Source organism: Acidithiobacillus sp. TH-A67, from assembly GCF_057473545.1.
Genome location: NZ_JBYCKU010000068.1, coordinates 23,455 through 49,209, shown reverse-complemented (window position 1 = coordinate 49,209; position 25,755 = coordinate 23,455). Strand labels below are relative to the sequence as shown.

Sequence of the window (25,755 nt, the reverse complement as noted above, 5' to 3'; positions counted from 1 at the left end):
GCAGACGCCGTCAGCACATCGCCAATCTGTTGATTTTCCCTCTCCATGATATTGGCATGGGCATTGCATTAGTATAACTGCATATTCTAATTCGTCTCAGGAGATCTTCTATGCGCCTTTTCTGTTTGGAGAAAACCGGTTTTGCCAACCGCTACGCCGTCGTTAGCGAAGAAGACCTATTGCTGCTCGACTTTCAGAGCGACACCCTGGAAGAGGATCTCGACCGGGTCCTGGAATATCTGCCTGAGCCGCGCCGTGTGTGGCTGTTGCAAACGCGGCCGGACGCCGCCCTGAGTGCGGCGCGGGAGCGTCTGCAGTGCCTGCTGCCCGATGCAGAAAGTTTGGGTCCGGGGTATGACCTTACGGCGCTGACGCCGTGGCGCTTCTCCGGTCATCTGCTCAATATTTTGCCCATGGGTAATGAGCATTGGGCCTTTGCGCTGGCTGACTGGCTGTTTTTGGGAGCCGTACGCGATGAGCGCGGACGCTGGTGCGGAGATGATCTGGGACGCAAGATCCTCACGCGACAAGGCGCACTGCGGCGTCGCCTGTGGGCGTTTCCAGCAACGGCAGAGAAGGTGGTTGATCTAGCCGCGCTGCGTGCCTTGCGGGCTGCCTGAGCTGCGTGCGGCATCCTGCAGGAGCTTCTGCGCCGCGGTCTGCAGGCTGGCATCGATCTCGCTACCACCCAACATGCGGGCGATTTCATCGCCTCGCTCGGCGCTTTGCAGTCGGCGCAAACGACTTTCGGTCTGCCCGTCGGCAACGGACTTTTCCACATGGAGGTGCTGGTGCCCGTGCGCCGCTACCTGGGGCAGGTGGGTGACGCAGAGGACCTGATGGCTTGCACCCAATTGGCGCAATAACCTGCCGATGCGCTCGGCGACTGCCCCACCAACGCCCACGTCGACTTCATCAAAGATCAGGGTCTCCACCTCTTCGAGCTTGAGTAGCACCTGCAGAGCAAGACTGATGCGGGCCAGCTCGCCTCCAGAGGCGACCTGGGCGAGCGGTTGAGCCGGGTGGCCAGGGTTTACGGATATCCAGAATTCCACCCGATCCATGCCGGCGTTTGTCCAGGACTTTTCCGCTGTTTGGGCGTCCAGGCGAAGTTCCACCACGGCATGCTGCATACCCAGAGAGCGGACTTGCTCTTGCAAGGCCAAGGCAAGCCGGGGCGCTGCCTCCTGCCGGTTGGCACTGAGGGCTTCCGCCTGCTGCAGGTAGCTTCGGCGACATTTCTCCAGGGTCTCTGCCGCATGGGCAAGCGGATCTCTGCCGCTGTCCTCGGCGGCAAATTCCGCCGCCAATTGTTCCCGCAGGGCAAAAAGACCCGCCATATCGCAGTGATGCTTGCGCTGCAGGTCCTGCAGCTCCTGCAGGCGGCGCGCAATCTCATCCAGTCGCTCGGGTTCCGCCTCCAGGTGATGCAGATAGCCTCGCAGCCCTTCAACGACTTCGTTCGCCTGAATCATCGCCGCGTCGAGCAGCTGTAGCGAGTCTTCCAGGCGTGGATCCTTGTGTGCAGCCTGATTCAGCCCTCGCTGCGCATCTGCCAGACGCAACAGGGCACCACCTTCTTCGTCCAGAGCATGCAGCGCGAGATCGATGCCGGCACGAATCTGCTCGACCGCCGTGAGGCGTTGCTCTTCCTCCTGCAGCTCTTCCCATTCGCTAGGCCGGAGCCGCGCCTGCTGCAGCTCCTGGTACAAGAACTGTCGCCACTCGCGCTGGGCGGCATCCTGCGCCTGATTCTGGGCGAGCCGGTCCCATTCCTGTCGCGCCGCGCGCCACTGCTGCCAGGACACGGCAACCGCGGCACGCAGCGCGTCACTATTGGCAAAACGATCGAGCAAGGCCAGTTGACGCTCGGGTTTGAGCAGCTGGAGATGTGCATGCTGCCCCAGGATATCAAGCAGAAACGACCCGAGATCGCGGGCTTGTTGGCTGCTGATCGCGCGGCCATTGAGAAACAGACGGCTGCGCCCCTGAACGGGCAGGACACGCCGTAGGATGATGGTATCATCTTCCGCCGCAAGTTCTTGCTCCTCCAGCCAGGCCGCGCTGGCGCGATTGGCGGAAAAACTGCCGATGATTTCTGCTTGCTCGGCACCGTGCCGTACCATTTGCGGGCTGCCCTTGTCGCCCAGTAGCAAGGCAATGGCGTCGATCAGGATCGATTTTCCGGCACCCGTCTCGCCGGTCAGCACCGTCAGGCCCCGCTCAAATTCGATGTCGAGACTGCGAATCAGGGCAAAATTGCGGATCTGCAGATCAAGTAGCATCAGTCCTCGCCAGGGGGTTCGGCCCAATGAAGTTTGCGGCGCAGGATAGCAAAAAAGTCCTGCTCCTGTGGATGAATGAACAGGGCCTCGCAGTCGGCGCGACGCACATGGACTTCGTCACCGATGACCATGGGAAAAGAACTGTGGCTGTCGAGGCTGAGGGCGGCCGGGAAGCGCGCTGCCGTCAGTTTGAAGCGCAGGGGCAAATGATCGGGCAAAACGATGGGGCGGGTGCTCAACGTGTGTGGGCAGATCGGCACGAGTAGTAGGGCGCGCAGCTCGGGGGTGAAAATGGGGCCACCAGCCGAAAGGGCGTAGGCAGTGGAGCCGGTGGGGGTGGAGAGAATCAGGCCATCGGCGCGTTCGGTATAGAGCTGCCGGCTGTCCAATTGCACACCAAGCTCGATCATGCTTTCGCCGCAGCCTTTGTGGACAAAGACCTCGTTCAGGGCGAGCCCGGAAGAGATCGGGATCCCTTCGCGCCAGAGCTCGGCGTGCAGGACGCTGCGCCGATCCTCGACATAGTTACCGGCGAGGATCGGCGGTAGAGTCTCGTCGATGTCGGCAAGGGAAATGTCGGCAAGAAAACCCAGGCGCCCGGTATTGATGCCCAAGACAGGAACATTGCGACCGGCCAGCTCGCGGGCGCTGCCGAGGAGGGTGCCATCGCCCCCCAGCGCGACGACCAGATCGCCGGGCTCCGCCTCGTGCAGGGAGGAAAAAGGCAGCAGGCCGGGAAACTGGTCCCGATAGCGGGCATCGATGCGCAGATCGCAGCCCCAGGCCTGTAAAGCCGAAGTGAGCTGGATGAGAGCAGGGAGGGCCCCACTGTCGCGGTATTTACCCAGCACAAAGATCCGCGAGAAGACTGACATAAGCGCTCTATTTCTCTGGTGGCTGACGCAGGGCATGACCGCAGTGGGCACAGAAGAGATCTTCCGGTCCGACGGCATGACCACAATGCGGACAAAAGACAGCAGTGCTGCTTGGCGTTGGCGGCGCCGTCATGATAGCTCTTGGCTGCGGGCTGAGCGAGGAGTTGTTGGGTGCGGCAACCGGAACCTGCATATATGCGTAGCCTTTCTTTTCGTCGAGCAGGGCCCAGATCAAGGAACCCACCCAACCCAGGAGACTCCAGCCAAGGAACAAGTTGAGCAGGAAGATGGCCAGAAAATTCTGGGTGCGCCGCGCGTAGGCGACAATACTCGGGATGAAATAGACGACGATGGCGAGGGCGAACGCGAAAATCATGACTGCGACCATCACCGGACCAAAAGAGGAGTAACCCATCAGCATTGCCGTATTGTCCAAGGCCTCGACCCCCCGTCCTGCAAGAAGCAGACTGGATTATTTCACAAGCAGCGAGATCCAGCGACTTGGCCCATCGCGCGGCTGGCGCTATCCTCTCGACTTGCCTTGAAGAAAAGGAATGCGGTCAATGCGAGTGGAATTTCCCATCATTAATCGTCTGGGCTTGCATGCCCGGGCCTCGGCCAAATTCGTCAGTATCGCGGCGCGCTTTCCTTGTCAGGTTTGGCTCGAGCGCGACGGGCAGCGGGTGAACGGTAAAAGCATCATGGGGCTGATGACCCTGGCCGCCTCGCAGGGCACGGTGCTCACCCTGGAGACCGAAGGCGAGCAGGAGGAAGAGTGCAGCGCCGCGCTGCGCGCCCTGGCCGCAGATTATTTTGGAGAAGGTGAGTGACCTTTGAACTGGCAGGAATTGGCGCGGCCGCCGGTATTGCCATTGGCACGGCCGTCGTCTTGGAACCTGCCAGTATGGAGATTCCGGATTATAGCGTTGCGCGGGACGAGCTCGAAACCGAAGTACAGCGTTTGTGCGCCGCCCTGGCTCTGGCTCGCGATGAGCTCTTGCGCGTGCGTGAGGCCATTCCCAAGGACGCCCCCCAAGATACCCGCCTGTTCATTGATGCCCATTTGCTCATGCTCGACGATCCCGCGCTACGGGATCGCCCCATTGCCCTGATCCGCGAACAGCATCGCAATGCCGCCTGGGCCCTGCACCACGAACGCGAGCGCCTGGTCGAAGTCTTCGAGCGTATGCAGGATCCCTATCTGCGCGCCAAACGGGAGGACATCCTGCAGGTGACCGACCGCGTGCTACGGCACTTGCTCGGTGCCCAAGTGCCCAGCCTGAAGACAGCTGCAGAGCGCATCATCGTCGCCTCGGAACTGAGCCCTGCCGACACCGTCCTGCTCAAAAATGGCTCGGTGCTGGGTTGGGTGACCGACTTTGGCGCGGCAACTTCCCATTCGGCCATCCTGGCGCGTAGCCTGGGGCTGCCGGCGGTAGTGGGTACCCACCACGCCACGCGGCTGCTGCGCAGTGGCGATCAGCTGGTCGTGGATGGCGAACAGGGCACGGTACTGGTCAATCCCGGTCCAGAGCTTCTTGCCGAGTATCGCGAGATGCAGGCGCGGCGCGAGCGGCGGCGCCAACTCTTGGAAGAAGAACGGCATCTGCCCGCGCTTACCATCGATGGTACTGCCATTCGCCTCTTCGCCAACATCGAATTGCCCGAGGATATCGAGTGGGTGCAGCGCAGCAATGCCGAAGGAATCGGTCTGTTTCGCAGCGAGTTTCTCTTCATGAACCGGGCGGACAGCCCCAGCGAGGAAGAGCAGTATGCGGCCTTCGCGCAGGTGCTGCGCGCTCTTCCGGGTGCTGAGATTACGATTCGTTCGGTGGACGTAGGGGCCGATAAGCTCCTTGCCGACAGTGACTTGCAATTGTATCCCAGCGGTCTGAATCCCGCGTTAGGATTGCGTGGCTTGCGCCTCTGTCTGCGGCGGCCGGAATGGTTTCGCCGTCATTTGCGGGCGATCTTACGCGCCTCCGCCCTGGCGCCCATTCGTCTGATGTTACCGATGGTGAGTACGGTCTATGAAGTACAGCAGACCCGGCAATTGATCGAACAACTGCGCAGCGAGCTGCGTGCCGAGGGGCAAAAGGTGGCGGAGCATCTGCCCGTTGGCATCATGGTCGAGGTTCCGGCGGTGGCGATGGCCGCCCACGCTTTCGCTGGCGTGGCCGATTTTTTCTCTATCGGCACCAACGACCTCACTCAGTACGCCCTGGCGGTAGACCGTAGCGATGATGATGTCAACGCACTCTTCGACCCCCTGCATGTGGGTGTGTTGTCGATGATTCAGCACACCATTGCCGCGGGTGAGGCTGCTGGGATTCCCGTGGCCATGTGCGGAGAAATGGCGTCCAATCCGCAGTGGACAGCACTACTGGTTGGCTTGGGTCTGCGCCACTTCAGCATGTTCCCCGGTGCCATTCCCGAGGTAAAGGCGGCAATCCGTGCGACCTCTGTGGAAGATGCAAAGGTTATGGCCCTCGCCGCCTTGGCCGGCAGCTCCGAACTCTTCGCCCACGTCGACGACATTGAAACGTAGATACCTGCGCTGGCTGGCTCTCAGCCTGCTCGGTGTGGCTCTGCTGCTCTATTTGTGCATTCTTGCTGGACTGCCAGCTTGGCTCTTCGCGCGTGTGTTGAGCCTGGAGCTGCAGCAGCCAGTGACCTTGGCAAAAAATCCGCAGATTACCTTCAACACCCAGCATGTTGGCATTGTACTTCAGGGTCTGCAGGTTGGCAGGCACCTGCTCGTGCTACGGCAGATGCGAGCAAGTTGGACCTGGACTGCTCTGCGCGCTGGCCGCTGGCTGGACATGGACTTGCATATGAATGGGCTGAATTTGCACGGGCCCTGGCCAAGTAGTGGCTCCCACAGCAGTCAGGGAATGGCTCTGCCGCGGGTAATCACCGTGCAGGATAGTTGCGTGGACTGGCCGCTGGGCGAACACAGCTTGCGGGTATCAAAACTGCAAGCCAACTACCGCGCCGGTCAAGGAGCCACGATGAGCGGGAAGCTTTCCTATGCTGGACGTTTGCTGGCCGTGCAAGCGAGATATCTAGCCCCGCAGCCCCAGCAAGCTGGGGCAATCTCTCTGCTGGCGCAAGGGCAGGGAAACTTGCTGCGACTGCAGGCGAAGGCTGTTTCTTTGCCGGCCTCCGGTGTATTGGTAATCGACCAGGGCACGCTACGCTTGGTCTGGAAGCAGTTGAATGGCGAGCTCAATTGGCGAGGCCTACGCTATGCTTTGACTGCACATGGCCTAGCGATTCGGACTTGGCGGATCGCGGCACAGCCACAGCTGAGCGGGAAGGGAAATCTGCTGCTACACTGGCAGCGGGCCCTCACCCTGAGCAGCCAGTTCCAACTGCAATCGGAGAATCTGCCGGACTGGCTGCGTCTGCTGGGATTATCAGTGTCCAAGGTTCAGGAGGGGCGGGCGATGCGGCCAGCGGCTTTGTCGGGGGATCTCTCCTGGACGCAGGATGGCCCAATCCGGCTGGATCCACTGCGTGGGATTTTGGGCAAGACCCAGTTCCATGGCTCCCTGCAACGAGACAGCACGCAAGCCCCGTGGCAGATTACTGCTGTCATTCCCCAGCTGGATCTCGATCCTTGGCTACCCACGACACCATCGTCCAGTGCGCTATCCCCAAGTGTTCTCCCGACCTTGCCAAAGTCCTGGCCTCCCGTACGGGGCGAGCTGCAGGTCGGGCAGCTACGCTGGGGACAATGGCAGGCACGGGATCTCCAGATTCGCCTCCGGGCAAAATCAAAATGACGCCGCCGCGCATCGCCAATCGTCTCTTGCCCTGGTATCAGCAGTCTGGTCGCCATGATCTGCCCTGGCGGCAGAGTCGCGATCCCTATCTTTTGTATCTCGCCGAGATCATGCTGCAGCAGACCCGGGTGGAGACGGTGAAGCCCTATTTTCGTCGTTTTCTGGCGCACTTCCCCAGTTGGCAAGCCCTGGCCGACGCATCCCTCGATGAGGTGCTGGCGCTCTGGAGCGGCCTGGGCTACTACGCCCGGGCGCGCAACGCCCACGCCGCAGCGCGGATGGTAGTCGACAGATTTCAGGGAGAGTTCCCGACGGATCTCGCCCAGGCGGTCGAGCTCCCCGGCGTTGGCCGCAGTACTGCTGCCGCCGTGCTTGCCAGCGCTTATGGGCAAAGGCAGGCCATCCTTGATGCCAATGCGCGACGGGTGCTCTTTCGTTACTACGGGTTTACGGGTAGCGCGCGCAGTCCCCAGAACGAGCGTCGGCTCTGGCAGCTTGCGGAGCAGGAAACACCGGCTGCGGCGCACGATTATAACCAAGCAATCCAGGATCTTGGCGCCTTGCTTTGTCTGTCACGCAAAGCCCGATGTGACGACTGCCCTTTGTTTGGTCCCTGTGCGGGCCCGAGTGAACCTACCCAGATACCGCAGCCAGAGAAGCCCGTCCGTTACGCCTGTTTCTTACTGCTGCGCGCGGAGGATGGCTGTGTCCTGCTGGAGAAGCGGCCAAACCGGGGAATCTGGGGAGGGTTGTGGGCGTTGCCCTGGTATGCCCTGGTGGGCGCGAACGAAGCGCCGGAACTCGCGGAAACTCTATGCGATTGGGCACGAGAGGAATATGGCCTGCGGCCGCAACTAGGGGAATGGCATCCGTGGCAACGTCATACGTTTACCCATTTTCATCTAGAGTATCGGGTCATAGAGGCTGGCGTATCGGTCTATGGCGTGGGCGAAGGGCGACGGGCATTGTCCCCATTTGCTCCGGAGCAGCTCGCGCAGCTTGCCTTGCCCAGCCCTTTGCGTCGCTTGTTCTCCTGAGCTCAGGATTCTGGACATCCCCTATGGCTCTCGCTACCCTGCGGGCTGTTCTGACTATGGCTATGGGTTGGCAAATTTTTCGGAGGTGTGAATATGGCGAGAACGGTGCAATGCGTGAAGTTGGGGAAGGAAGCCGAGGGTCTGGATCGTCCGCCCTATCCTGGTCCCCTGGGTGCCCGGATCTACCGAGAGGTCTCCAAGGAGGCATGGCAGGATTGGCTCAAGCATCAGACGATGCTGATCAACGAATATCGTCTGTCGCCGATCGACCCCAAGTCGCGCTCCTTTCTGGAAAAGCAGATGGAGGCCTTTTTCTTCGGCGAAGGGGCGCAGACCCCAGAAGGATTCGTGCCGCAGCAGCACGCATAACCTGTCGTTTCTCCACGACGGTGAGAGGGGGGCAGCTCCTGCCCCCCCCTTCTCCGACTACAGGTTGCCAATTGATTGAATAATCAGCTATAAAAATATGAAAAATTTCATCATTGGGTAATGTCTGCGCGCCTTCCTCTACCTTGTTCCTGATCGTGTTTTGTCTTTCCCCGACACTTTCCTGCTGAGGATTGACCATGCTGATCCTGATCCATATTGTTTTTCCAATGAATAATGTATCGGGCACATAATGTGCATATGTCTGGCTGCTGTAAATACGTCAGCCCGCGCAAGCGGATTTTATTCTAATGGAAGGAGTGAGTTATGAAGAAGATTGTTGCCATTACGGCCGTCGTTGGTGTTCTGATGGCGGGTACCAGCTTTGCGGCGGAAACCCCTGCGGCCGCCGCATCGACTGGAACGACTACCTACGGAAGCCAGCTCATGACGCAGCAGGAGCGTGCAGAGCATCGCAACAAGATGCAGTCTGCCAAAACGGAGCAGGAGCGCCAGCAGATCCGCGCGGAGAACCATGAAACCATGCGCAAGCGGGCCGAGGAGAGAGGAATGAGTATCCCGGATAATGCCCCATCTACTGGCATGCATCAGGGCAGAGGCATGCAGGGTGGCGCCGGCGGCGGTATGATGGGTGGTGCAGGTATGGGGCGTGGTGGCTCCAATCGTTAAGTGACCACATTTGGGGTGATCGATTACCCTAGGGACAATCGTTGTTTTCTTCCGGCCGGGAGCTGATGCTCCTGGCCCTTCTATAGGACGCGGCCGAACCTGAAGACTACTGCCGCCTACTACTGCTTGCTCAGGCCTGCTTCCAGGCCTTGAGGAAAATGCTGGCGAAGCGCACCGCAAATTTGAGCACAAACTGGGTGTCTTTCGCGAAGAAAATTTTCATCAGACCGAAGATGCCGCCGCCCTTATTGGCTTCGTCCTTCATCTCTACCTGCGTCTGCTCCAGCGCCTTGACCGCCTTGTCGACGCCGCTGGCAAATGCTGCATCCGAGGGAAGCAGAGGCAAGGCCTTGTCGAGAACCAGGTTGACCTTGTGCAGCAATCCTGCCTTCTGCAGTTTGCCGACCAAGGCGAGTGCCTCGGGCACCATGTCCATCAGCTTGGCGTCGTGCAGTTCTTTTACCAGACCCTTCACCCGGGTGGTGATATCTGGGGCATCGCCTTTGAGCATGGCACCGCCGATCTGGGCGATTTCCATCCAGGCCAGGGCGCCCTGACTGATGTCGGCGCCGATGTTCTTGATGGTGCCGTCGCGCCACATTTCGCCGAGGAAATCGGTAGCCGTGCACGCTGCGATGCTCAGATCACCGCGCGGCGACAGGATGTCACCCAGGTGGATCCCTTGCCGCTCGAGGTTGCAGGCGAGATTGCGCATCGTTTCGGCAATGGTTTCGGCATGATCCAGCAAGTTATTGATAGAATCCGCCACATCTCCCGACTTGGCGTCACCTATGGCGATCCGCTTGGCGCGCAGGGCGATCTTGCCCCATTTTTCCGCCTCTTCCGCAAGAATGTCGAGCTTTTCCGGGAGATCGAGATCCGTAACGATTCCCTGCACTGCTGCCAGGCCATCCTTACCGGCCTGCAGGAAGAAACCGGCGTTGCCAGCAAAGCCAGCAACCTTCTCGACCTGATCGAGGAGCATTTCTACTCGACTGACCAGATCGCCATTATCGCCCGCAGCAAGATTCTTGACGCGGATGGCCACTTGCAGCCAACGCTTGCCGGCAATTCCGACGGTGCCAATGGTGCTGTTCAGATCGGCGTTATGGAGTAACTCTGGGGCGGTATCCTTGATGGTTCCCAGGGCCACGCTCATCTGGCCGCCAAGGATTTCCGCCATGTCGAGAAGTCCCTCCAGGCGCGCCTGCACGCTCGGCGCATCGCCCTGCACCAGCTTCTGCGCCCGCTTGGCCATCTGCAGCCACTGGTCGGCCATTTCCTGCAGTTCATCGAGACGTTCAGGAAGTTGCAGCTCGCCAACAACGTTGCCGATCACGCCGATGCCTTGTTTGGCGCTGGTCCAGTAGTACTGCAGGTTTTCCATGGCGCTGCGCAGCTTGTTGACCATGTCTTCGGGGTTTTCGCCGATGAGAGGGCATTTCAGTTCGCCGCTCAGCGTCGCCAGGGAGGCAAAAAATCCGGATTTCTGCAGGTTGTTGAGGATGGTCAGCAATTCGCCGATGGTCTTGTCGAGTTGCGCGTCCTTGACTTCGCTCAGAAGCTGCTTCAAACGGTCGACACCGCCGTCGACGGTGAGCATCCCCTGCAGGGATTCTGTGGCCTCGCGCAGGGCATCGAGTTGCGGTTGGTATTTTGCAAGGAGCTTGTCCGTGTCGATGGCATTCGGGAGTTCGTTAAGGACATCGCGGAACATCTGCAGGAGATTCTGCAATTGCAGGGCGGCGTCGCCGACCTTGCCCAGTCCTTCCCACTGTTTGGGGGTGAGAGCTACTACTGTTTCCGCTGCTGCATTTCCGTTGGCCATGACGTATTCATCTCCCGCTGAATGATGCTGATCCAAGCCCCAATTGGCCGAGCCACGCTTATTTAACACAAAGAACTGCGATTTTTCCAGTTACCAGATTGGTAATCCGGAATTTGCAGACTCCTTGCCCCAGTTTTACGGGGACGTATGATGGAAGAATCTGATGCAGTTGGGTAATGAATATGCTTTATGGAAGCAGGAGAGAAACCTATCGTCAGCTGTTCATTGACTACTGGCAGCGCTTTCGCGCCGGTCAACCCCTGGATGCCATGGCGCAGCGGGTGGTGGAGGTGATTCGCGCGCACCCTGAGTATCATGCCCTGTTGGAAAATCCGGAAATGGCTCTGGAGGCAGATTTCCCGCCGGAGCTTGGCCAGAGCAACCCCTTTGCCCATATGTCGCTGCACGTGGCATTGCTGGAGCTCTTGGCGACCGGCCAACCGCCGGGTATCGTGCAGGCGTATGGGCGTCTGCGGACGCGTTATGGGGAGGCAGTCGCCGAGCATCGGGTGGTGGACTGCCTGGGAGAATTGCTCTGGCAGGCGCAGCGTGCCGGCCGGGAGCCGGATCTGGGCGCCTTGTTGCCTTGCCTGCAGGCAGGCGAGGAGCGCGAGAAATTGGAAGGAGAGAAATAGATGGCGGAAGCGAAGACAGGAGCGGAATCGATCCATTGGCGTTTACAGGATCTCTATTCCGGGCGGGAAGATCCGCAGCTGCGGCAAGATATGGGCTGGGCAGCCGCTGCGGCCAGTGAATTCGCGCGCCGCTATCGGGTCGATTTTGCGACCCTGACCGCGGCCGAGCTGGCCCAGGCCATGCAAGACCTGGAGGTGCTGCGCAGCCGCTTGGCGCGGGTTGGCGCATACCGCTATCTCAGTTACGTCACCCATGCCGATGATCCCCTCTACGGTGCGGCGCTGCAGCAGTATCAAGAGCAAGCGACGCAGATCGGCAATCAGCTGGTTTTTTTTGATATCGCCTGGAATGGTCTGGCCGCGGAGCAGGCCGAGGCGCTGCTGCGCGCTCCAGAACTGGCACATTGGGCCCATCTCCTGCGTAATTGGCGCAACTATGCTGCCCATCTGCGCAACGAGGCAGAAGAGCAGATCCTGGCGGAAAAGGCGGTAACCGGCCGCAGCCTGTGGGAGCGGCTCTTTGACGAAACTCTCACCGAAATGCGTTTTTCTCTGCGCGGTAAGGAGCTGAGTGAGCAGGAGGTGCTCAGCAAGCTCTCTCACCCGGATCGCAGTTTGCGCAAGGATGCGGCTGAGGCCTTGAGTCAGGGGCTGGGCACGCGTCTGCATACGCTTACCTTCTGCTTCAACGCCGTCCTGGCGGATAAGGCCCTCGATGATCGCCTGCGCCGTTATCCGCACTGGCTGGCCGACCGCAATCTCGCCAACGAGATCGATGACAGGATGGTCGAGGCTCTGGAACGCGCAGTCGTTGCCCGTTATCCCCTGGTGGGCCGCTACTACCGCTTGAAGGCGCGGCTGCTGGGCATCAGTCCCCTCTACGATTACGACCGTTACGCGCCCTTGCCTGGCTCTTCACGGTCCTATTCCTGGGCGGAATGCCAGTCTATCGTCCTTGGCGCTTTTCAGGACTTTTCCCCGGAGCTCGCCGCCATCGGCCAGCGTTTCTTTGCTGAGGGATGGATCGACGCCGCCCTGGCTGCCGGCAAGCGCGGTGGTGCCTTCGCCCACCCCGTAACCCCCGACGTGCATCCGTATCTCCTGGTCAACTACACCGGGACGGTGCGCGACGTCATGACCGTTGCGCACGAACTGGGGCATGGCATTCACCAATACCTGGCGCGCGAACAGGGCTTTCTCAATGCCGACACGCCGCTGACCACCGCCGAAACCGCGTCGGTCTTCAGCGAGATGCTGACCTTTGAACGCTTGATGCGCAACGAGCCCGATGCGGACAAACGGTTGGCCCTGCTCTGTGGCAAGATCGAGGATACCTTCGCGACGGTGTTTCGGCAGATGGCCATGCACCGTTTCGAGGTTCTCATGCACGAGGCCCGGCGCAGCGAGGGAGAACTCAGCAAGGAGCGTCTGGCAGAATTCTGGATGCAGACGCAGGAAGAGCAGTTTGCCGGAGCCATCCAGTTCAGCGAAGGGTATCGCTGGTGGTGGAGTTACATCCCCCACTTCATCGGTTCGCCAGGCTATGTCTATGCCTACGCCTTCGGCGAACTGCTGACCCTGGCGCTGATCCAGCGCTACCGCGCCGAGGGGAAAGACTTTGTGCCGTGCTACCGGAAAATGTTGGCCCTGGGTGGTAGTCTGCCGCCGGTGGAAGTGGTCGCTGCTGCCGGGGTGCGTCTGGATGACCCGCAGATTTGGAACAGCGCCCTGGACTATCTGGAAGGAATGGTGAACGAGGCCGAACGCCTGGCGGAGAAACGCTGATGCGGCGCGAGCGCGATAGTCTGGGCGAGGTGGAAGTTGCGGACGATGCCTTTTGGGGGGCGCAGACCCAGCGCTCGTTGCACTTTTTTGCGATTGGCGAGGAGCGCATGCCGCTGCCCATTATCTATGCCCTGGCGCAGATCAAAGCGGCGGCGGCGCGGGTAAACGGCAAACTCGGCGTGCTTGGGGCCGATCTTGTCGAGCCTATCGCCCAAGCTGCCGACGAGGTTGCTGCTGGCCAATGGGATACCCAGTTTCCTCTGCGGGTCTGGCAAACGGGCAGTGGCACCCAGAGTAACATGAACGTCAATGAAGTGATCGCCAATCTTGCCAACGAACGCCTCGGTGGTGGCCGTGGCAGCAAAAATCCCGTACATCCCAACGACCACGTGAATCTCGGGCAATCCTCCAACGATGTCTTCCCCAGCGCCCTGCACCTCAGCGTTGCCAGCGCCGTTCATGCGCAACTGCTTCCGGCCCTGCAATGCCTGCGTGATCTGTTGCAGCAGCGCAGCCAGGACTTCGCCGATATACTGAAAATCGGCCGGACTCATCTGATGGATGCGGTGCCGATGCGATTGGGCCAGGAATTCTCCGGTTATGTCGATCAGCTTCGTCAGGGTGAGGCGGGAATCCGTACCGTGCTACCTGGGCTCTATGCCTTGGCCTTGGGAGGGACGGCGGTGGGCACCGGGCTCAACACCCATCCAGACTTTGCGCTACAGGTATGCAGGGTGCTCACAGAGCGATTGTCCTTGCCGTTGCGCCCGGCGGAGAACGCCTTTGCGGCTCTGGCCGGCCAGGAGGCGCTCTGCCAGCTCAGTGGCCAGTTGCGCAGTCTGGCGATGTCGCTGCTCAAGATCGCCAATGACATCCGCTGGATGGGTTCCGGGCCGCGGGCGGGGCTGGGAGAATTGGCGCTGCCCGAGAATGAGCCGGGCTCCTCGATCATGCCGGGCAAGGTCAATCCTACCCAGGCAGAGGCGTTGAGCATGGTCTGTGCCCAGGTTTTTGGCAACGATGCGACAGTTGCTTTTGTTGCGTCGCAAGGAAATTTTGAACTCAATGTCTATAAACCCGTCATAGGCTACAATGTGTTACAGAGCATCACGCTGCTGGCAGATGCGATGCGTTCTTTTGCGTTGTATTGTGTGCAGGGTCTGCAGGCGCGTGCAGACCGGCTGCAGGTCCATCTCGACAGCTCCCTGATGCTGGTCACGGCCTTGGTACCCAGTCTGGGTTACGAGCGCGCGGCCAAGATCGCCCAGCGTGCACACCAGGAGGGCAGCACACTGCGCGCTGCGGCGCTGGCGAGTGGCTGGATCGATGCGGCACAATTAGATGAAATTTTACGACCGGAGCGGATGCTGGCACCGGACAGAAACTAGTGTGGGCGACGAAAAGGATAGACGATGATTTTGATTCTTCGAGAGGATCTGCAGGAGAGTGCACCAGAATATCAGGCCCTGCTGCGCTATCTGGATGGGTTGGACGGTATCGAATACCGCGTGCATCGGGTGCAGGGTGCCGAACAGCTGCTCAGTGAAGTCTATCTGATTGGCAACACCAAAGCCTTGGATTTGGAGCAGATGGAATCCCTGCCCGGCGTGACTAAGGCCATTCGCGTGTCGCGTGAATACCGGGTGCTGGGGCGGCATCAGGATGACGCCCGTGCCAACGGCTTTACCTACAACGGGGTGGAATTCAGTCAGGATACCCTGCACGTTTTTGCCGGCCTCTGTGCCGTCGATACCCGCGAGCACGTCGAGCAGATGCTGCGTGCCCTGCAGGAAAATGGTCAGGTCTGCACGCGCATGGGTGCCTACAAGCCGCGCACCAGTCCCTATGCGTTTCAAGGGCATGGCAAGGCCTGTTTGCCTTATGTTTTTGAGCTGGCAGGCAAATATGGCATCAAGGTGATCGCCATGGAGATCCTGCACGAGCAGCACATGGATGAGATCCGCGAGGCGCTGCGGCAAACGGGCAATCCGACCGGCGTCATGCTGCAGATTGGCACCCGCAACACCCAAAATTTCGAGCTGCTGAAGGCGGTGGGCAGGCAGCAGGAATTTCCCGTTCTGCTCAAACGGGGCTTCGGAATTACCTTGGAAGAGTCCTTGAATGCAGCAGAGTACTTGGCCTCGGAAGGAAACAGCCAGGTAGTCTTTGGTTTGCGTGGCATGAAGACCAACCTGGGAGATCCGCACCGCAACTTTGTCGATTTTGCACAAGTACCGGTGGTCAAGCGTCTCACGCGGATGCCCGTCTGTATCGATCCCTCGCACTCGGTAGGCAGCCGCGATGCCGGCCCCGATGGCATACCGGAGGTGTTCCATGTCACCGCGCAGGGCGTGATTGCTGGTGCCAACATGGTGCTGGTCGACTTCCATCCCGATCCTGCCACGGCCCTGGTCGACGGGCCGCAGGCGTTGCTGCTGAAGGAACTTCCTTGGTTTTTGGAGGACGTCCGCCTGGCGCGGGAGGCCTACGAAGAGCGTCGTTTGCTGGCCGGGGCGCAGCGGGATAGCAATGGGTAAAGAACGGGCAGATGGCGAAGTTCTGTGCAAGCGGGCGGAACGGTAACTTCGTTTGCTGTTCCGCTAGCGAAAGATTTAGACTGTTTACAGATTTGGACATGATATGCTATCGTTCATCTGTGCTGGAAATGCACGGAACGGTTTTTCCTAGGTACAATTTGAGGAGAGTGTTTTATGTCCATTCGTATCAATGATGTAGCTCCAGATTTTACGGTCGACTCCACTGCCGGTGAGTTGAATTTGCATAAGTGGATTGGCGATAGTTATGCCATCCTGTTTTCTCACCCGCGTGACTTCACGCCGGTCTGCACTACCGAATTCGGTGCCGTCGCTCAGCTGGCGCCCGAATTTGCCAAGCGCAATACCAAGGTGATGGGGGTGTCGGTGGATACCGTCGAGGAGCACAAGAAATGGGTGCGCGACATCGCTGCGGTTGGCGGTGCGCCGGTGGATTTCCCGATCATTGATGATACGTCCCTACACGTATCCAAGCTCTACGACATGCTCCCCGCCGAGGCGTATCTCCCCGAAAATCGTGACGCCAAGAATACCGCCACGGTGCGTACGGTGTTCATCATCGGCCCGGACAAGAAGGTGCGCCTGACCATGTCCTACCCCATGTCGTGGGCCGGAACTTTGCGGAAATCCTCCGTGCCCTCGATGCTATCCAAGCCACTGACGGCGTTCCGCTGGCCACTCCGGCCAACTGGGTGCCCGGCCAGGACGTTATCGTCGCCCTGTCTTTGAATAACGAGCAGGCCAAGGAGAAGTTTGGCGAAATCGATATCAAGCTGCCCTATCTGCGTTTTGCCAAGGCGCCGAAGAAGTAACGCGCGGCCAAGGCCTCTGAGCAGCTCCCCGGTCGTTCGGCCGGGGACCTTTTTTGTGGATACTGTTTGTGCTGGAAGCCCGCGCCGTTGGCTCTATAGGGCTATTTAACCCGCATGCCCGGCTGGGCGCCGCTGTCAGGGCTGAGGAGGAAGGGGCCGCTGGCGTCGCCGCTGGCTGCCAGTACCATCCCCTCCGACAGGCCAAAGCGCATCTTGCGCGGGGTGAGGTTGGCGACCATGACGGTCAGGCGCCCGACCAGTGTGGCCGGATCGTAGGCGCTCTTGATGCCGGCAAAGACCGAACGGGTCTGCGCTTCGCCGATATCCAGGGTGAGATGCAGGAGCTTGTCTGCCCCCTCGACGGCTTCCGCCGCGACGATGCGCGCAATCCGCAGATCGACCTTGCCGAAATCCTCGATGCCGATGGTTTCGCTCTTGGGCGCCTGCTCTGCTTTGCTGGTGGTAGGCGCTGGCGGGATAGGCTGGCTGGGTTCTTGAATCAAAGAGTCCACGTGGGTTTTTTCCATGCGTTGCAACAAGTGGGAATAGGGTTCGATGCTGTGTGCTAAGAGCGGATGCTGGACGCCGTCCCAAGACAGCTCGCAGCGGAGGAAGGCGGAGGAGCGCTGCGCCAGCCGGGGCAGCACCGGACTGAGCAGGGTGATCAATAGCCGGAAGCCATTGAGGATGACAGTGCAGACGCGCTGCAAGGTGTCGCGCTGGGTATCATCCTTGGCGAGCAGCCAGGGAGCGTGCTGATCGACGTAGGCATTGAGCTGGTCAGCGATGGTCATGATCTCGCGCATGGCGCGGGCGTATTCGCGTGCCTCATAGCTGGCGGCAATCTCTTCTTGTTTGGCAGCCAATTGCGCATAAAAGGGCTGATCTTCTCCGAGACTGTCTGCCAGGTGGCCGGCAAAGTGCTTATGGATGAAGCCTGCGGCGCGGGAGGCGAGGTTGACGACCTTCCCTACCAGATCGCCATTCCCCTTGAGTAGGAAATCTTCGAGATTCAGATCGATGTCTTCGACATGGCTGTTGAGCTTGCAGGCGAAGTAATAGCGCAGGAACTCCGGATCGAGCTGCTCGAGGTACTGACGTGCGGTGATGGAAGTGCCGCGCGATTTGCTCATCTTGGCGCCATTGATGGTGAGGTGTCCGTGGGCGAAGACGCCGGTCGGCAGGCGGTGTCCGGAACCCTGCAACATGGCCGGCCAGAAGAGGGCGTGGAAGTAGATGATATCCTTGCCGATGAAGTGATAGAGCTCGGCATCCGCGCCTTGGCCCCAGAATTCGTCGAAGTTGCGGCCATGCTTGTAGCACCAATGCTGCGTGGCGGCCATGTAACCGGGCAGGGCGTCGAGCCAGACGTAAAAAAACTTGCCCGGTGCATCGGGGATGGGGATGCCGAAGTAGGGCGCGTCGCGGCTGATGTCCCAGTCGCTCAGGCCGGCGGTAAACCATTCGTCGAGCTTGTTGGCCATTTCCTCCTGCAGCGTACCGCTGTGAATCCACTGCTGTAGAAACTCCGTAAAGTCCCCCAACTCGAAGAAGTAATGTTCGGAACTGCGCCGTACCGGGGTGGCGCCAGAGACCGCCGAGCGCGCATCCAGTAGATCCGTGGGGCTGTAGGTGGCACCGCAGACTTCGCAATTATCGCCATACTGATCTGGCGCCTTGCAGCGCGGGCAGGTGCCGCGAATGAAACGGTCGGGTAGAAACATCTCGGCAACCGGATCATAGGCCTGCTCGATCTCCCGCACGATGATATGCTCGTTGGCGCGCAGGGCACGGTAAAGATCCTGGGAAATCTGAAAATTTTCCGGGGAGTGGGTGCTGTGATAGAGATCGAAGCCAATGCCGAAATCGGTAAAGTCGCGCAGGTGCTCAGCATGCATACGCTCGATCAGCGCTTCCGGGGTAATACCCTCAGACTGGGCACGCAGCATGATGGGCGTGCCATGGGCATCATCGGCACAGAAATAGAGGCATTCATGGCCGCGCAGGCGCTGGTAGCGCGCCCAGATGTCGGTTTGGGTGTATTCCACCAGATGGCCCAGATGCAGAGGACCGTTGGCGTAGGGCAGGGCGCTGGTGACCAGGATCTTTCGTTTCATGGGAAGCTAAATTACCTGCCTTTCCTTGCCTCGGCAATGCCACGGCAGATTCAGTGTTGTTCTGCGAGGAAGCGGATCCCTTCCAGTACTTGGTACAGATCGCGCGCGTCGTAGTCGGCGCGGACGTCGCGGTAGTCCTTGCGGCCCTGATCGGACCAGACCAGGATAGTTTTCAGCCCTGCCTCGCGTGCGCCAAAAACGTCCCGGTACATGTCATTGCCGACATAGACGGCCTCGGCAGGATGTACCTGCAGGGCATGGCAGGTTTCTTTGAACAGGCGTGGATCAGGCTTACGGTAGCCATAGGCGGAAGAGATGGTCTTTACTGGGAAATATTTACGGATTTTGGTGATGCGCATTTCCGGTTTGGCAAATTCCACCTGGGCGTCGGAGACAATACCCAATTGAAATTCACCAACAATGGCTTGTAACAGCTCCTTCGCTCCGGGATAGCGTTCGATCATGCGCCGCGACAGAGCCCGATGTAGCCGTACCAGTTCCTTGGCGAGACGTTCGCGGCGTTTTTCGATTTCCTTTACCCGATGGTCCCCTTCGCTGGCCACGGATTCTGGGCGAAAATGCTTGGAGCCAGAACGCAGAATTTCCCGCCAGACGGCGCGCGCATCCATCTCGGGATAGGTCTCGGCGGAATTGCGTTTCTGTTGCTTGGCGAGATCGAAATAGCGTTCGCGTAGGCTGTCGGGGCGGGTATGTATGCGGTGGTAGCTCAGATAGCGGGACAGTGCCCAGTAGATTTCTCCCTGGGTTTCATCAGTTTCGATATGAATGAGGGTGCCATACAGATCGAAAAGAACGGCGCGTATACTCATGATTTATCTCCCCAGGCAAGCAATAGCCTCATGGACGATGGTGTGGGCGTAGTGATCGCCGAGATAGCTGTTGCGCGCAATGCGCAACAAGGTAAGACTCATATAAAAAGGCAGCCGTTGGCTAATGGCACGAAAGGCTGCGGGCTGATCCGGGAAATGACGGCTGTATTCCCAGAGAAAATGACCGATGTAATTTTCCGCTACGCCGCCATCGTTATGCTGTCGCAGTGCCCAGTGTTTCAGTTCGCCAGCAATCATACCCAGATCATAGGCGCGATCCCCGAAGTGGGAGCGCTCGAAATCGATGGCCGTTAGCTGGTGATGACCCGTCACCAGGAAGTTCGCCGGGGTAGCATCACCATGCAGGCGCACGCAGTGGTCCGCATACATGGCCGGATCGTCCGCCCACAGTTGACGCAGGGAATAGAGTCGATCGATATCCGACTGTTTGGCGCGGCCGCGGCGCCAGAGGCGGCCGACGATCTTGTCGAAGTAGGGAAACACGTCGCGAAAGCGTACCGCATCGCCGCGTACGTTATGGTTGTGCAGCCGCGCGAGGAAATACGCGAGATCGGAGAGGCTATGGTACATCTCCTGGTCGTCGTGGCCGGGACGAGTGCGCGCCCAGATGCGATGCAGGGGTTCGCCCAGCACGTAACACTCAAAGAGGACATCGGCAAAAGCGGGATTGACGCCGAGCGGCTGGACCACGCGATGTTGACCGTGACCAAGGCCATTACCATGCAACAGGGATAAGACCTGGAATTCGTGCTGTGCCGCGGCGGCATTGTCATGACCTTGATGACGCTCAAAAAATTTCCCGAGCACGCGCCGCCGATAGCGCCGATCTTCGTATAGATATACCGCGTTGGAGCCGTTGAGGGCAAAGACGCGAAAGCCCTTGCTTGGCTCGATGCCGAGCGAGGCCACGAAAATCTGGTGATATAGATAATCGTAGAGTGGATCGTTCCGCTGCAGGTGTCCCAAATAGTGCACGGCCCGCCTCCCCGTTACGATCATCGGCTTCGAGCTTAGCATGCTCGGGAGCGGGAAGCCCGCCTCGGCAATTTTGTGGCATACTCTTGGTTTCCGCAACTCCAGGCAGGTACTTATGTTTGCTCTTGATCTTCCGCGCCCCGATACCCTCGCCCGCCGGGCACGCTTGCTCGCACAGATCGGTGAGAGGGGTGTCCTGGTTCTTCCCACGGCGCGGGAGCAGTTGCGCAATGGGGACGTCGCTTATCCTTTTCGTCCGGATTCGGATTTTTATTATTTGACCGGTTTTGCCGAGCCGGAGGCAGTGCTGGTGCTGATACCGGGCCATGCGGATGGCGAGCAGATCCTTTTCTGTCGCAGCCGAGACCCCGAGCGGGAAACCTGGGATGGACGCCGCGCCGGCATCGAGGGCGCAAAGGAGCTTTGTCAGGTCGATCAGTGCCATCCCATTCAAGAGTTGGACGAAATCCTGCCCAAGCTGCTGGAGAATCGTGATGTGCTGCTCTATCCCATGGGACGGGAGAGCGACTTTGACGCCCGGGTGCTGCGTTGGCGGAATCAGGCGCGCTCACGCAGTCGGCAGGGGATCGGCTATCCCCTGGAACTGGTCGATGCGGCTCACTTTCTTGAGGAGATGCGCCTGCATAAGGATGCCGTTGAGCGCGAGCTGATGCGGGCAGCGGCGGGGGTGAGTGCGGCGGGGCACCGGCATGGCATGCGACAGACGCGGCCGGGGATGATGGAGTATCAGTTGCAGGCCGAGATCGAATATGTGTTTCAACGTCAGGGAGCCGCGCGCCTGGCTTACTCCAGCATTGTTGGTGGTGGAGCCAATGGCTGCATTCTGCATTATGTAGAAAATCGCGATGAACTGCGCGATGGGGATCTGGTACTGGTCGATGCGGGCGCGGAAATTGCGGGCTACGCCGGCGATATCACGCGCACCTGGCCGGTGAATGGGCGTTTTTCCGGTCCGCAACGGGACATTTACACCCTGGTGCTGGCGAGTCAGAAGGCCGCCATTGCTGCGGTGCAGATTGGTCGGCCGGTCAACGATTACCATGATGCCGCGCTCGAGGTATTGGCGGATGGTCTGCACGACTTGAAAATTTTGCGGGAGAGTCGCGAGGAAATCCTCGAAAAACAGCTATACCGACCGTTTTACATGCACCGCACCGGCCATTGGCTGGGTATGGACGTGCACGATGTGGGGGCGTACCGTCAGGGTGCGGAGCAGAGCTGGCGCCCACTCGCTGCGGGGATGGTCTTGACGGTCGAGCCAGGACTGTATTTTGCCCCTGGTCAGGAGGGGGTGCCCGTGGCCTATCAAGGTATCGGTATCCGCATCGAGGACGATCTCTTCCTGGATGCGGAAGGCCCGGAGATATTGAGCGCCGGCGTGCCCAAGGAGATCGACGAGATCGAGGACCTGATGGCCGGGGGGCTCGGCTAAACCCAGCCCACACCGGATCACGAATCGACTGTCTGGGGTTGCTGCTTGGGCAGAATGCGCAGCTCGGCGCGCTGGACACCAAAATTCAGAGCTTGTTGCACAGTGCTCATGAGAATGTCGGCAGCCATGTGGTAGCGCGGATTCATCACATCCCATACCACACCGCGAACGACCTGCCCGGAACCGAGCAGGATCTCGACGTGCTCGCCGCAGCGGTTACTGCCATTGCTGCGGAAGAACAGGTCCGGCGAAAGCGCTACCTGATTGGGGCGGGTCGGACCACAGGCCGACATGGCCGGGTCACTGTTGGTTTGCCAGGATACGGCGTTGTAAGCCGATACCCGATGCAGGTAGATCAGCTTGTGGCCGAGCATCATGGTACCATTGAGGGCAATCTTGGCGGCGTCTTGCGCCTGTAACTGTGCCTGCGTGGCTGTCAACTCTGCGCTTTGCTTGTCCATGGCCTGATGCAGCAAAGAAACCGGCAAACCTGGCTGAGCCAAGGAAAGCGCATTCGGGATCACCGCTGCCAACAGGGCTACGGCAATGCCTGCACTAACTTTTTCCAACAAAACGTTCGTCTCCTTTTACCTCGAGGCCCTTTGCATGGCTTGGGTACCTGTTGGCACCTTCTCTCAAGATAATTGTTTTCGGGGCGGAGACTATCGCAAAATTGTCAATAAAAATCAATGAAATATAAAATATTAGAAAAAACAGTTAGTTATCGTATCTTCTTGCTGTTATTGCGATTTTCTTGCACGAGACGGACAAATCCTTGCAACAACAGCAGGGGATCGTGCTGTGACTGCGAAAGTCGTGGCTGCAGGAAAGCCGCGTCGCCACCGGTCAGAAAGATCCTGCCGTCCGGCCATTCCTGCTGAAAGCCGGCGATGGCTTGGCGAATGGCCGCGAGCGTGCCATGCCAGACCCCTGACTGCATGCCGCCAATAGTATCGTTTGCTAGGAGTTCCGGGCTTGCCAGCGGACTGGTCGGTGGCAGCAGGGCGGTGCTCTGCTGTAGGCAATCCAGTTGACTTTGCAGACCGGGGAGGATCTGCCCACCGAGAAAGCGACCGTGCGCCAAGATATCCATGGTGATGGCGGTACCGGCATCGATGACCAATGCTGCACCATTCGCCACCTGCTGCCAGGCGCCGATGAGGCAACAGCGGCGATCAAAGCCGAGAGACTCGGGCGGCTGGTAGGCGTTGGGCAGGAGCTGGTGAAAGATTTCCGGGTTCCAGACCGGCAGATGACAATCCTGGAGTTCCCTCTGCCACGACTCCTGCACGGCAGGCACGACGCCGCCCAAGAAAATTTCTTCTGTCGCCCACCAGTCTGCCCATGACGGGGGCAGTTCGGCGAGAATCTGTGCAGGACTGTGCGTGCTGGCAAAGCGCCCTGTGGTAAAGCTCCTGCCGCCATCATCGGTATGGGCGAGGAGGGTGCGAGTGTTGCCGATACTGATGAGGATCATGGATGGAGCCGGATTTCGCCAGCATGGACAATGCGTTGCTGGATGCCATCGTCGATACACAGACGACCGTCGTCCTGGATGTCGAGCACCTGGCAGGTTTTTCGCTCGCCGCCCAGAGCAAACTCTACCTGCTTGCCGCGCAGGCGGTCCGCCTCCCGCCAGCGCTGGCGAAAGGCCGCGAAACCGCTGCGTTCCAGTTGCGCGAAATCGACGCGCCACTGCTGGATGATTGCCAACAGCAATTCCAGTCGGGTCATTCTGCAGCCAGCCTCGCACAGACTGATTGCCATAGGGAGCAAGTCAGGATCAGCGAGGACGTTGAGGCCGAGCCCGAGCACCCAGCGCTGGCCTTCCGCGCCGTGGCGCCCTTCAAGGAGCAGACCGGCGACCTTGCGCTGTCCAATCCACAGATCGTTGGGCCATTTGAGCCATAGTGCGGGTATCTGCTCCCGCAAAACCTGATAGACTCCGAGGCCGGCAACCACAGGCAATACCTGCGCATAGGCGGCAGAAATTTCCACAACCAGGCTGCAATAGAGATGTTTGCCGAAGCTGGAATGCCAGTGGCGCCCGCGCTGGCCATGACCGGACCACTGCGCTTCGGCGAGTCCGAGGCGCAGATGGCTTTCTGCCAGCAGGCGGGTATTGCTGGAATCGCAAAGAGGCCAGATGCCAATTTCCTCTTCCCCCAGCTGCAGGGCACTGGCCAAGGTCGGGAGATCCCAGGCCCGCTCCGGATGCTCTAGTTGCCAGGAGCCATTGCCGGCGATAAGGGGAATGCCCCAGCGTCGCGCTTCCTGCTCGCGCTGCCCGTCGCTAGGCTGACGGGCGACGCGGTGTCCCATGTAACTCTGTCGCAGGAGCGCGAGGAATTCTCCGCTCGGGGCTTCAGGAGCGGATATGACCGTCCCCCAGGACAATCCATTTCTGCAGGGTCAGTCCCTCCAGACCCACCGGGCCGCGCACATGCAGGCGATTGGTGGAGATGCCGATCTCTGCTCCCAGGCCATATTCAAAGCCATCGGCGAAGCGAGTGGAGGCATTCACCATTACCGAACTGGAATCGACTTCGCGCAAAAAACGCCGCGCATTGCTGTAATTTTCGGTGATGATGCTTTCGGTATGCTGCGAGCTGTAGGTGTTGATATGCTCGATGGCGGCATCCAGACCATCGACAATTTTCAGGGAAAGGATGGCCGCCAGATACTCGGTACCGTAGTCCTCATCCGTAGCGGCAACGGCCCCGGGAATGAGGGGCAAAGCCTCCTGGCAGGCACGGATTTCGACACCTTTTTCCTGTAGTGCGCTGGCAATGGGTAGCAGGAGATCGCCAACCCGATCCCGGTGAATGAGCAGGCTTTCTGCGGTATTACAGGTGCCCAGACGCTGGGTCTTGGCATTGACGACCACCTGCAGGGCCTTCTGGCTGTCGGCGTCCTGGTCGACGTAGACATGACAATTGCCATCGAGGTGCATGATTACCGGCACCGTCGCTTCGTCGCGGATACGGGCGAGCAGCCCCTTGCCGCCGCGGGGAATCACGACGTCCACGAAGGCATCCATGCGAATCAGGGCGCCGACAGCCTCCCGATCGGCCGTGTGCACGTATTGAACGAGGTCCAGGGGCAGGCCGGACTTGCCGAGGGCCGCGCGCAGTCGCTCGGCAATGGCCATGTTGCTGTTCAGGGACTCAGAGCCTCCCCGCAGAATGACGGCGTTACCCGATTTGACACAGAGTCCGGCGGCATCGGCGGTGACGTTGGGACGGGATTCGTAGATCATGGCGATGACCCCGAGCGGCATGCGCATGTGCCCCACCTGAATGCCGCTGGGCCGCATCTTCAGATCGGTGATTTCGCCCACTGGATCGGGCAGGGCGGCGATCTCCTCCAAACCCTGAGCCATGGCTTCGATCCGCTTCTCATCGAGACGCAGGCGATCAATGAAGGCCTCGTCGCGGCCGGCCTGTTCGGCGTTACGTAGATCCTTGCGGTTGGCGCGCTGCAGGTCATCGGCATCACGGCGCAAAAACTCTGCCATTTGCCGCAGGGCGTCATTCTTACGACCAGGCTCCAGGGCCAGTGCGCGCCGTTGCGCCTGGCGCGCACGCTGGCCGGTGTTCTGCATCAAGCTTTGTAGGTCTTCGGACATTTTCGCTCCTGGTCTGGGGCGAGATCATGGCGGTGCCCACCGGATGGGCGCGGCGATGATTTCGCGGGTCAACGG

General features: G+C 59.7%; 25 protein-coding genes. 14 read left to right on the top strand and 11 right to left on the bottom strand.

What is annotated here, in order from left to right; genetic code table 11:
• Positions 1–110 precede the first annotated feature (110 nt).
• A complete protein-coding gene (locus AC2VNM_RS11040; protein ID WP_483166898.1) occupies positions 111–620 on the top strand; it encodes a hypothetical protein in 510 nt (169 codons plus the stop codon).
• Here AC2VNM_RS11040 and recN read toward each other — a convergent pair.
• Genes recN through AC2VNM_RS11025 form a run of 3 tightly spaced genes read right to left on the bottom strand, consistent with a single transcriptional unit; the run spans position 588 to position 3,596 of the window.
• Positions 588–2,285, bottom strand: coding sequence for a DNA repair protein RecN (gene recN / locus AC2VNM_RS11035; RefSeq protein ID WP_486913315.1), 1,698 nt, complete (start codon positions 2,283–2,285; stop codon positions 588–590). The two genes, AC2VNM_RS11040 and recN, sit on opposite strands and share 33 nt — an antisense overlap.
• Entirely contained in the window at positions 2,285–3,160 is an 876-nt protein-coding gene (locus tag AC2VNM_RS11030; RefSeq protein WP_483167263.1) for an NAD(+)/NADH kinase, read from the bottom strand. Before AC2VNM_RS11030 ends, recN begins: the two co-directional genes overlap by 1 nt.
• A gap of 7 nt (positions 3,161–3,167) precedes the next feature.
• Entirely contained in the window at positions 3,168–3,596 is a 429-nt protein-coding gene (locus tag AC2VNM_RS11025) for a superinfection immunity protein (RefSeq protein WP_483166997.1), read from the bottom strand.
• Between the two features lie 127 nt (positions 3,597–3,723).
• Between AC2VNM_RS11025 and AC2VNM_RS11020 the strand changes: the two genes are divergently transcribed.
• From AC2VNM_RS11020 to AC2VNM_RS10995, 6 genes are all read left to right on the top strand, one after another.
• Positions 3,724–3,990: an HPr family phosphocarrier protein gene (locus AC2VNM_RS11020; protein ID WP_319643740.1), complete on the top strand. Its 267-nt coding sequence runs from the start codon at positions 3,724–3,726 to the stop codon at positions 3,988–3,990.
• Positions 3,987–5,708: a phosphoenolpyruvate--protein phosphotransferase gene (gene ptsP / locus AC2VNM_RS11015; RefSeq protein ID WP_486913314.1), complete on the top strand. Its 1,722-nt coding sequence runs from the start codon at positions 3,987–3,989 to the stop codon at positions 5,706–5,708. Before AC2VNM_RS11020 ends, ptsP begins: the two co-directional genes overlap by 4 nt.
• A complete protein-coding gene (locus AC2VNM_RS11010; RefSeq protein ID WP_486913313.1) occupies positions 5,698–6,948 on the top strand; it encodes an AsmA family protein in 1,251 nt (416 codons plus the stop codon). The genes ptsP and AC2VNM_RS11010 overlap by 11 nt, the downstream gene beginning before the upstream one ends.
• Positions 6,945–7,985: an A/G-specific adenine glycosylase gene (mutY, locus tag AC2VNM_RS11005; RefSeq protein WP_486913312.1), complete on the top strand. Its 1,041-nt coding sequence runs from the start codon at positions 6,945–6,947 to the stop codon at positions 7,983–7,985. The genes AC2VNM_RS11010 and mutY overlap by 4 nt, the downstream gene beginning before the upstream one ends.
• Before the next feature lie 93 nt (positions 7,986–8,078).
• Complete coding sequence (locus AC2VNM_RS11000) at positions 8,079–8,354, top strand: oxidative damage protection protein (RefSeq protein ID WP_486913311.1); 276 nt, start codon at positions 8,079–8,081, stop codon at positions 8,352–8,354.
• A gap of 324 nt (positions 8,355–8,678) precedes the next feature.
• Positions 8,679–9,041, top strand: a complete 363-nt coding sequence (locus AC2VNM_RS10995; protein WP_486913310.1) for a hypothetical protein — start codon at positions 8,679–8,681, stop codon at positions 9,039–9,041.
• Between the two features lie 130 nt (positions 9,042–9,171).
• Here the strand turns inward: AC2VNM_RS10995 and AC2VNM_RS10990 are convergent, their stop codons facing one another.
• A complete protein-coding gene (locus AC2VNM_RS10990; protein WP_486913309.1) occupies positions 9,172–10,869 on the bottom strand; it encodes a hypothetical protein in 1,698 nt (565 codons plus the stop codon).
• A 176-nt stretch (positions 10,870–11,045) separates the two neighbouring features.
• Between AC2VNM_RS10990 and AC2VNM_RS10985 the strand changes: the two genes are divergently transcribed.
• The 6 genes from AC2VNM_RS10985 to AC2VNM_RS10960 all read left to right on the top strand — a co-directional run bounded on the left by AC2VNM_RS10985 (position 11,046) and on the right by AC2VNM_RS10960 (position 16,656).
• Positions 11,046–11,504: a DUF1841 family protein gene (locus AC2VNM_RS10985; RefSeq protein ID WP_486913308.1), complete on the top strand. Its 459-nt coding sequence runs from the start codon at positions 11,046–11,048 to the stop codon at positions 11,502–11,504.
• Positions 11,505–13,289 carry a M3 family oligoendopeptidase gene (locus tag AC2VNM_RS10980; protein ID WP_486913307.1) on the top strand — a complete coding sequence of 595 codons (1,785 nt, stop codon included), beginning with the start codon at positions 11,505–11,507 and terminating at the stop codon, positions 13,287–13,289.
• Complete coding sequence (gene fumC, locus AC2VNM_RS10975; protein ID WP_483167006.1) at positions 13,289–14,677, top strand: class II fumarate hydratase; 1,389 nt, start codon at positions 13,289–13,291, stop codon at positions 14,675–14,677. The genes AC2VNM_RS10980 and fumC overlap by 1 nt, the downstream gene beginning before the upstream one ends.
• A gap of 24 nt (positions 14,678–14,701) precedes the next feature.
• Positions 14,702–15,826, top strand: coding sequence for a 3-deoxy-7-phosphoheptulonate synthase (locus AC2VNM_RS10970; RefSeq protein WP_483167007.1), 1,125 nt, complete (start codon positions 14,702–14,704; stop codon positions 15,824–15,826).
• Positions 15,827–16,000: 174 nt separating this feature from the next.
• Positions 16,001–16,573, top strand: coding sequence for a redoxin domain-containing protein (locus AC2VNM_RS10965; protein WP_486913306.1), 573 nt, complete (start codon positions 16,001–16,003; stop codon positions 16,571–16,573).
• Positions 16,537–16,656 (top strand): hypothetical protein, encoded by a 120-nt coding sequence (locus AC2VNM_RS10960; protein ID WP_486913304.1) that lies wholly within the window; start codon positions 16,537–16,539, stop codon positions 16,654–16,656. The genes AC2VNM_RS10965 and AC2VNM_RS10960 overlap by 37 nt, the downstream gene beginning before the upstream one ends.
• Positions 16,657–16,757: 101 nt before the next feature.
• Here AC2VNM_RS10960 and metG read toward each other — a convergent pair whose 3' ends face one another.
• The 3 genes from metG to AC2VNM_RS10945 are packed head-to-tail and all read right to left on the bottom strand — an operon-like array spanning position 16,758 to position 20,599.
• On the bottom strand, positions 16,758–18,773 hold the full coding sequence (gene metG, locus AC2VNM_RS10955; RefSeq protein ID WP_483167262.1) for a methionine--tRNA ligase: 2,016 nt from the start codon (positions 18,771–18,773) through the stop codon (positions 16,758–16,760).
• 50 nt (positions 18,774–18,823) lie between these two features.
• Positions 18,824–19,603 (bottom strand): HAD family hydrolase, encoded by a 780-nt coding sequence (locus AC2VNM_RS10950; RefSeq protein WP_483166164.1) that lies wholly within the window; start codon positions 19,601–19,603, stop codon positions 18,824–18,826.
• Between the two features lie 3 nt (positions 19,604–19,606).
• Positions 19,607–20,599 carry an aminoglycoside phosphotransferase family protein gene (locus AC2VNM_RS10945; RefSeq protein WP_483166163.1) on the bottom strand — a complete coding sequence of 331 codons (993 nt, stop codon included), beginning with the start codon at positions 20,597–20,599 and terminating at the stop codon, positions 19,607–19,609.
• A gap of 115 nt (positions 20,600–20,714) precedes the next feature.
• Here AC2VNM_RS10945 and AC2VNM_RS10940 point away from each other — a divergent pair, with 115 nt between their 5' ends.
• Entirely contained in the window at positions 20,715–22,052 is a 1,338-nt protein-coding gene (locus tag AC2VNM_RS10940) for an aminopeptidase P N-terminal domain-containing protein (protein ID WP_483189744.1), read from the top strand.
• A gap of 17 nt (positions 22,053–22,069) precedes the next feature.
• On the opposite strand, the gene AC2VNM_RS10935 is transcribed toward AC2VNM_RS10940, so the two are convergent.
• The 4 genes from AC2VNM_RS10935 to AC2VNM_RS10920 form a co-directional block, all read right to left on the bottom strand.
• Positions 22,070–22,621, bottom strand: a complete 552-nt coding sequence (locus AC2VNM_RS10935) for an RlpA-like double-psi beta-barrel domain-containing protein (RefSeq protein WP_483166161.1) — start codon at positions 22,619–22,621, stop codon at positions 22,070–22,072.
• 152 nt (positions 22,622–22,773) lie between these two features.
• Positions 22,774–23,529 (bottom strand): type III pantothenate kinase, encoded by a 756-nt coding sequence (locus AC2VNM_RS10930; protein ID WP_483189745.1) that lies wholly within the window; start codon positions 23,527–23,529, stop codon positions 22,774–22,776.
• Positions 23,526–24,449, bottom strand: a complete 924-nt coding sequence (locus AC2VNM_RS10925) for a biotin--[acetyl-CoA-carboxylase] ligase (RefSeq protein WP_483166159.1) — start codon at positions 24,447–24,449, stop codon at positions 23,526–23,528. The genes AC2VNM_RS10930 and AC2VNM_RS10925 overlap by 4 nt, the downstream gene beginning before the upstream one ends.
• Positions 24,418–25,680 carry a glutamate-5-semialdehyde dehydrogenase gene (locus AC2VNM_RS10920; RefSeq protein ID WP_483166158.1) on the bottom strand — a complete coding sequence of 421 codons (1,263 nt, stop codon included), beginning with the start codon at positions 25,678–25,680 and terminating at the stop codon, positions 24,418–24,420. Before AC2VNM_RS10920 ends, AC2VNM_RS10925 begins: the two co-directional genes overlap by 32 nt.
• Positions 25,681–25,755 lie beyond the last annotated feature (75 nt).

What these genes read in the sequence shown, in the direction of transcription:
- recN (WP_486913315.1), bottom strand. Translation starts at nt 2,285, where the DNA reads ATGCTACTTGATCTGCAGATCCGCAATTTTGCCCTGATTCGCAGTCTC.
- AC2VNM_RS10990 (WP_486913309.1), bottom strand. Translation starts at nt 10,869, where the DNA reads ATGGCCAACGGAAATGCAGCAGCGGAAACAGTAGTAGCTCTCACCCCC.
- mutY (WP_486913312.1), top strand. Translation starts at nt 6,945, where the DNA reads ATGACGCCGCCGCGCATCGCCAATCGTCTCTTGCCCTGGTATCAGCAG.
- AC2VNM_RS11000 (WP_486913311.1), top strand. Translation starts at nt 8,079, where the DNA reads ATGGCGAGAACGGTGCAATGCGTGAAGTTGGGGAAGGAAGCCGAGGGT.
- fumC (WP_483167006.1), top strand. Translation starts at nt 13,289, where the DNA reads ATGCGGCGCGAGCGCGATAGTCTGGGCGAGGTGGAAGTTGCGGACGAT.
- AC2VNM_RS11040 (WP_483166898.1), top strand. Translation starts at nt 111, where the DNA reads ATGCGCCTTTTCTGTTTGGAGAAAACCGGTTTTGCCAACCGCTACGCC.
- AC2VNM_RS10940 (WP_483189744.1), top strand. Translation starts at nt 20,715, where the DNA reads ATGTTTGCTCTTGATCTTCCGCGCCCCGATACCCTCGCCCGCCGGGCA.
- AC2VNM_RS10920 (WP_483166158.1), bottom strand. Translation starts at nt 25,680, where the DNA reads ATGTCCGAAGACCTACAAAGCTTGATGCAGAACACCGGCCAGCGTGCG.
- AC2VNM_RS10950 (WP_483166164.1), bottom strand. Translation starts at nt 19,603, where the DNA reads ATGAGTATACGCGCCGTTCTTTTCGATCTGTATGGCACCCTCATTCAT.
- AC2VNM_RS11020 (WP_319643740.1), top strand. Translation starts at nt 3,724, where the DNA reads ATGCGAGTGGAATTTCCCATCATTAATCGTCTGGGCTTGCATGCCCGG.
- AC2VNM_RS10985 (WP_486913308.1), top strand. Translation starts at nt 11,046, where the DNA reads ATGAATATGCTTTATGGAAGCAGGAGAGAAACCTATCGTCAGCTGTTC.
- AC2VNM_RS10995 (WP_486913310.1), top strand. Translation starts at nt 8,679, where the DNA reads ATGAAGAAGATTGTTGCCATTACGGCCGTCGTTGGTGTTCTGATGGCG.
- AC2VNM_RS10965 (WP_486913306.1), top strand. Translation starts at nt 16,001, where the DNA reads ATGTCCATTCGTATCAATGATGTAGCTCCAGATTTTACGGTCGACTCC.
- metG (WP_483167262.1), bottom strand. Translation starts at nt 18,773, where the DNA reads ATGAAACGAAAGATCCTGGTCACCAGCGCCCTGCCCTACGCCAACGGT.
- AC2VNM_RS10980 (WP_486913307.1), top strand. Translation starts at nt 11,505, where the DNA reads ATGGCGGAAGCGAAGACAGGAGCGGAATCGATCCATTGGCGTTTACAG.
- AC2VNM_RS10970 (WP_483167007.1), top strand. Translation starts at nt 14,702, where the DNA reads ATGATTTTGATTCTTCGAGAGGATCTGCAGGAGAGTGCACCAGAATAT.
- AC2VNM_RS10930 (WP_483189745.1), bottom strand. Translation starts at nt 23,529, where the DNA reads ATGATCCTCATCAGTATCGGCAACACTCGCACCCTCCTCGCCCATACC.
- AC2VNM_RS11030 (WP_483167263.1), bottom strand. Translation starts at nt 3,160, where the DNA reads ATGTCAGTCTTCTCGCGGATCTTTGTGCTGGGTAAATACCGCGACAGT.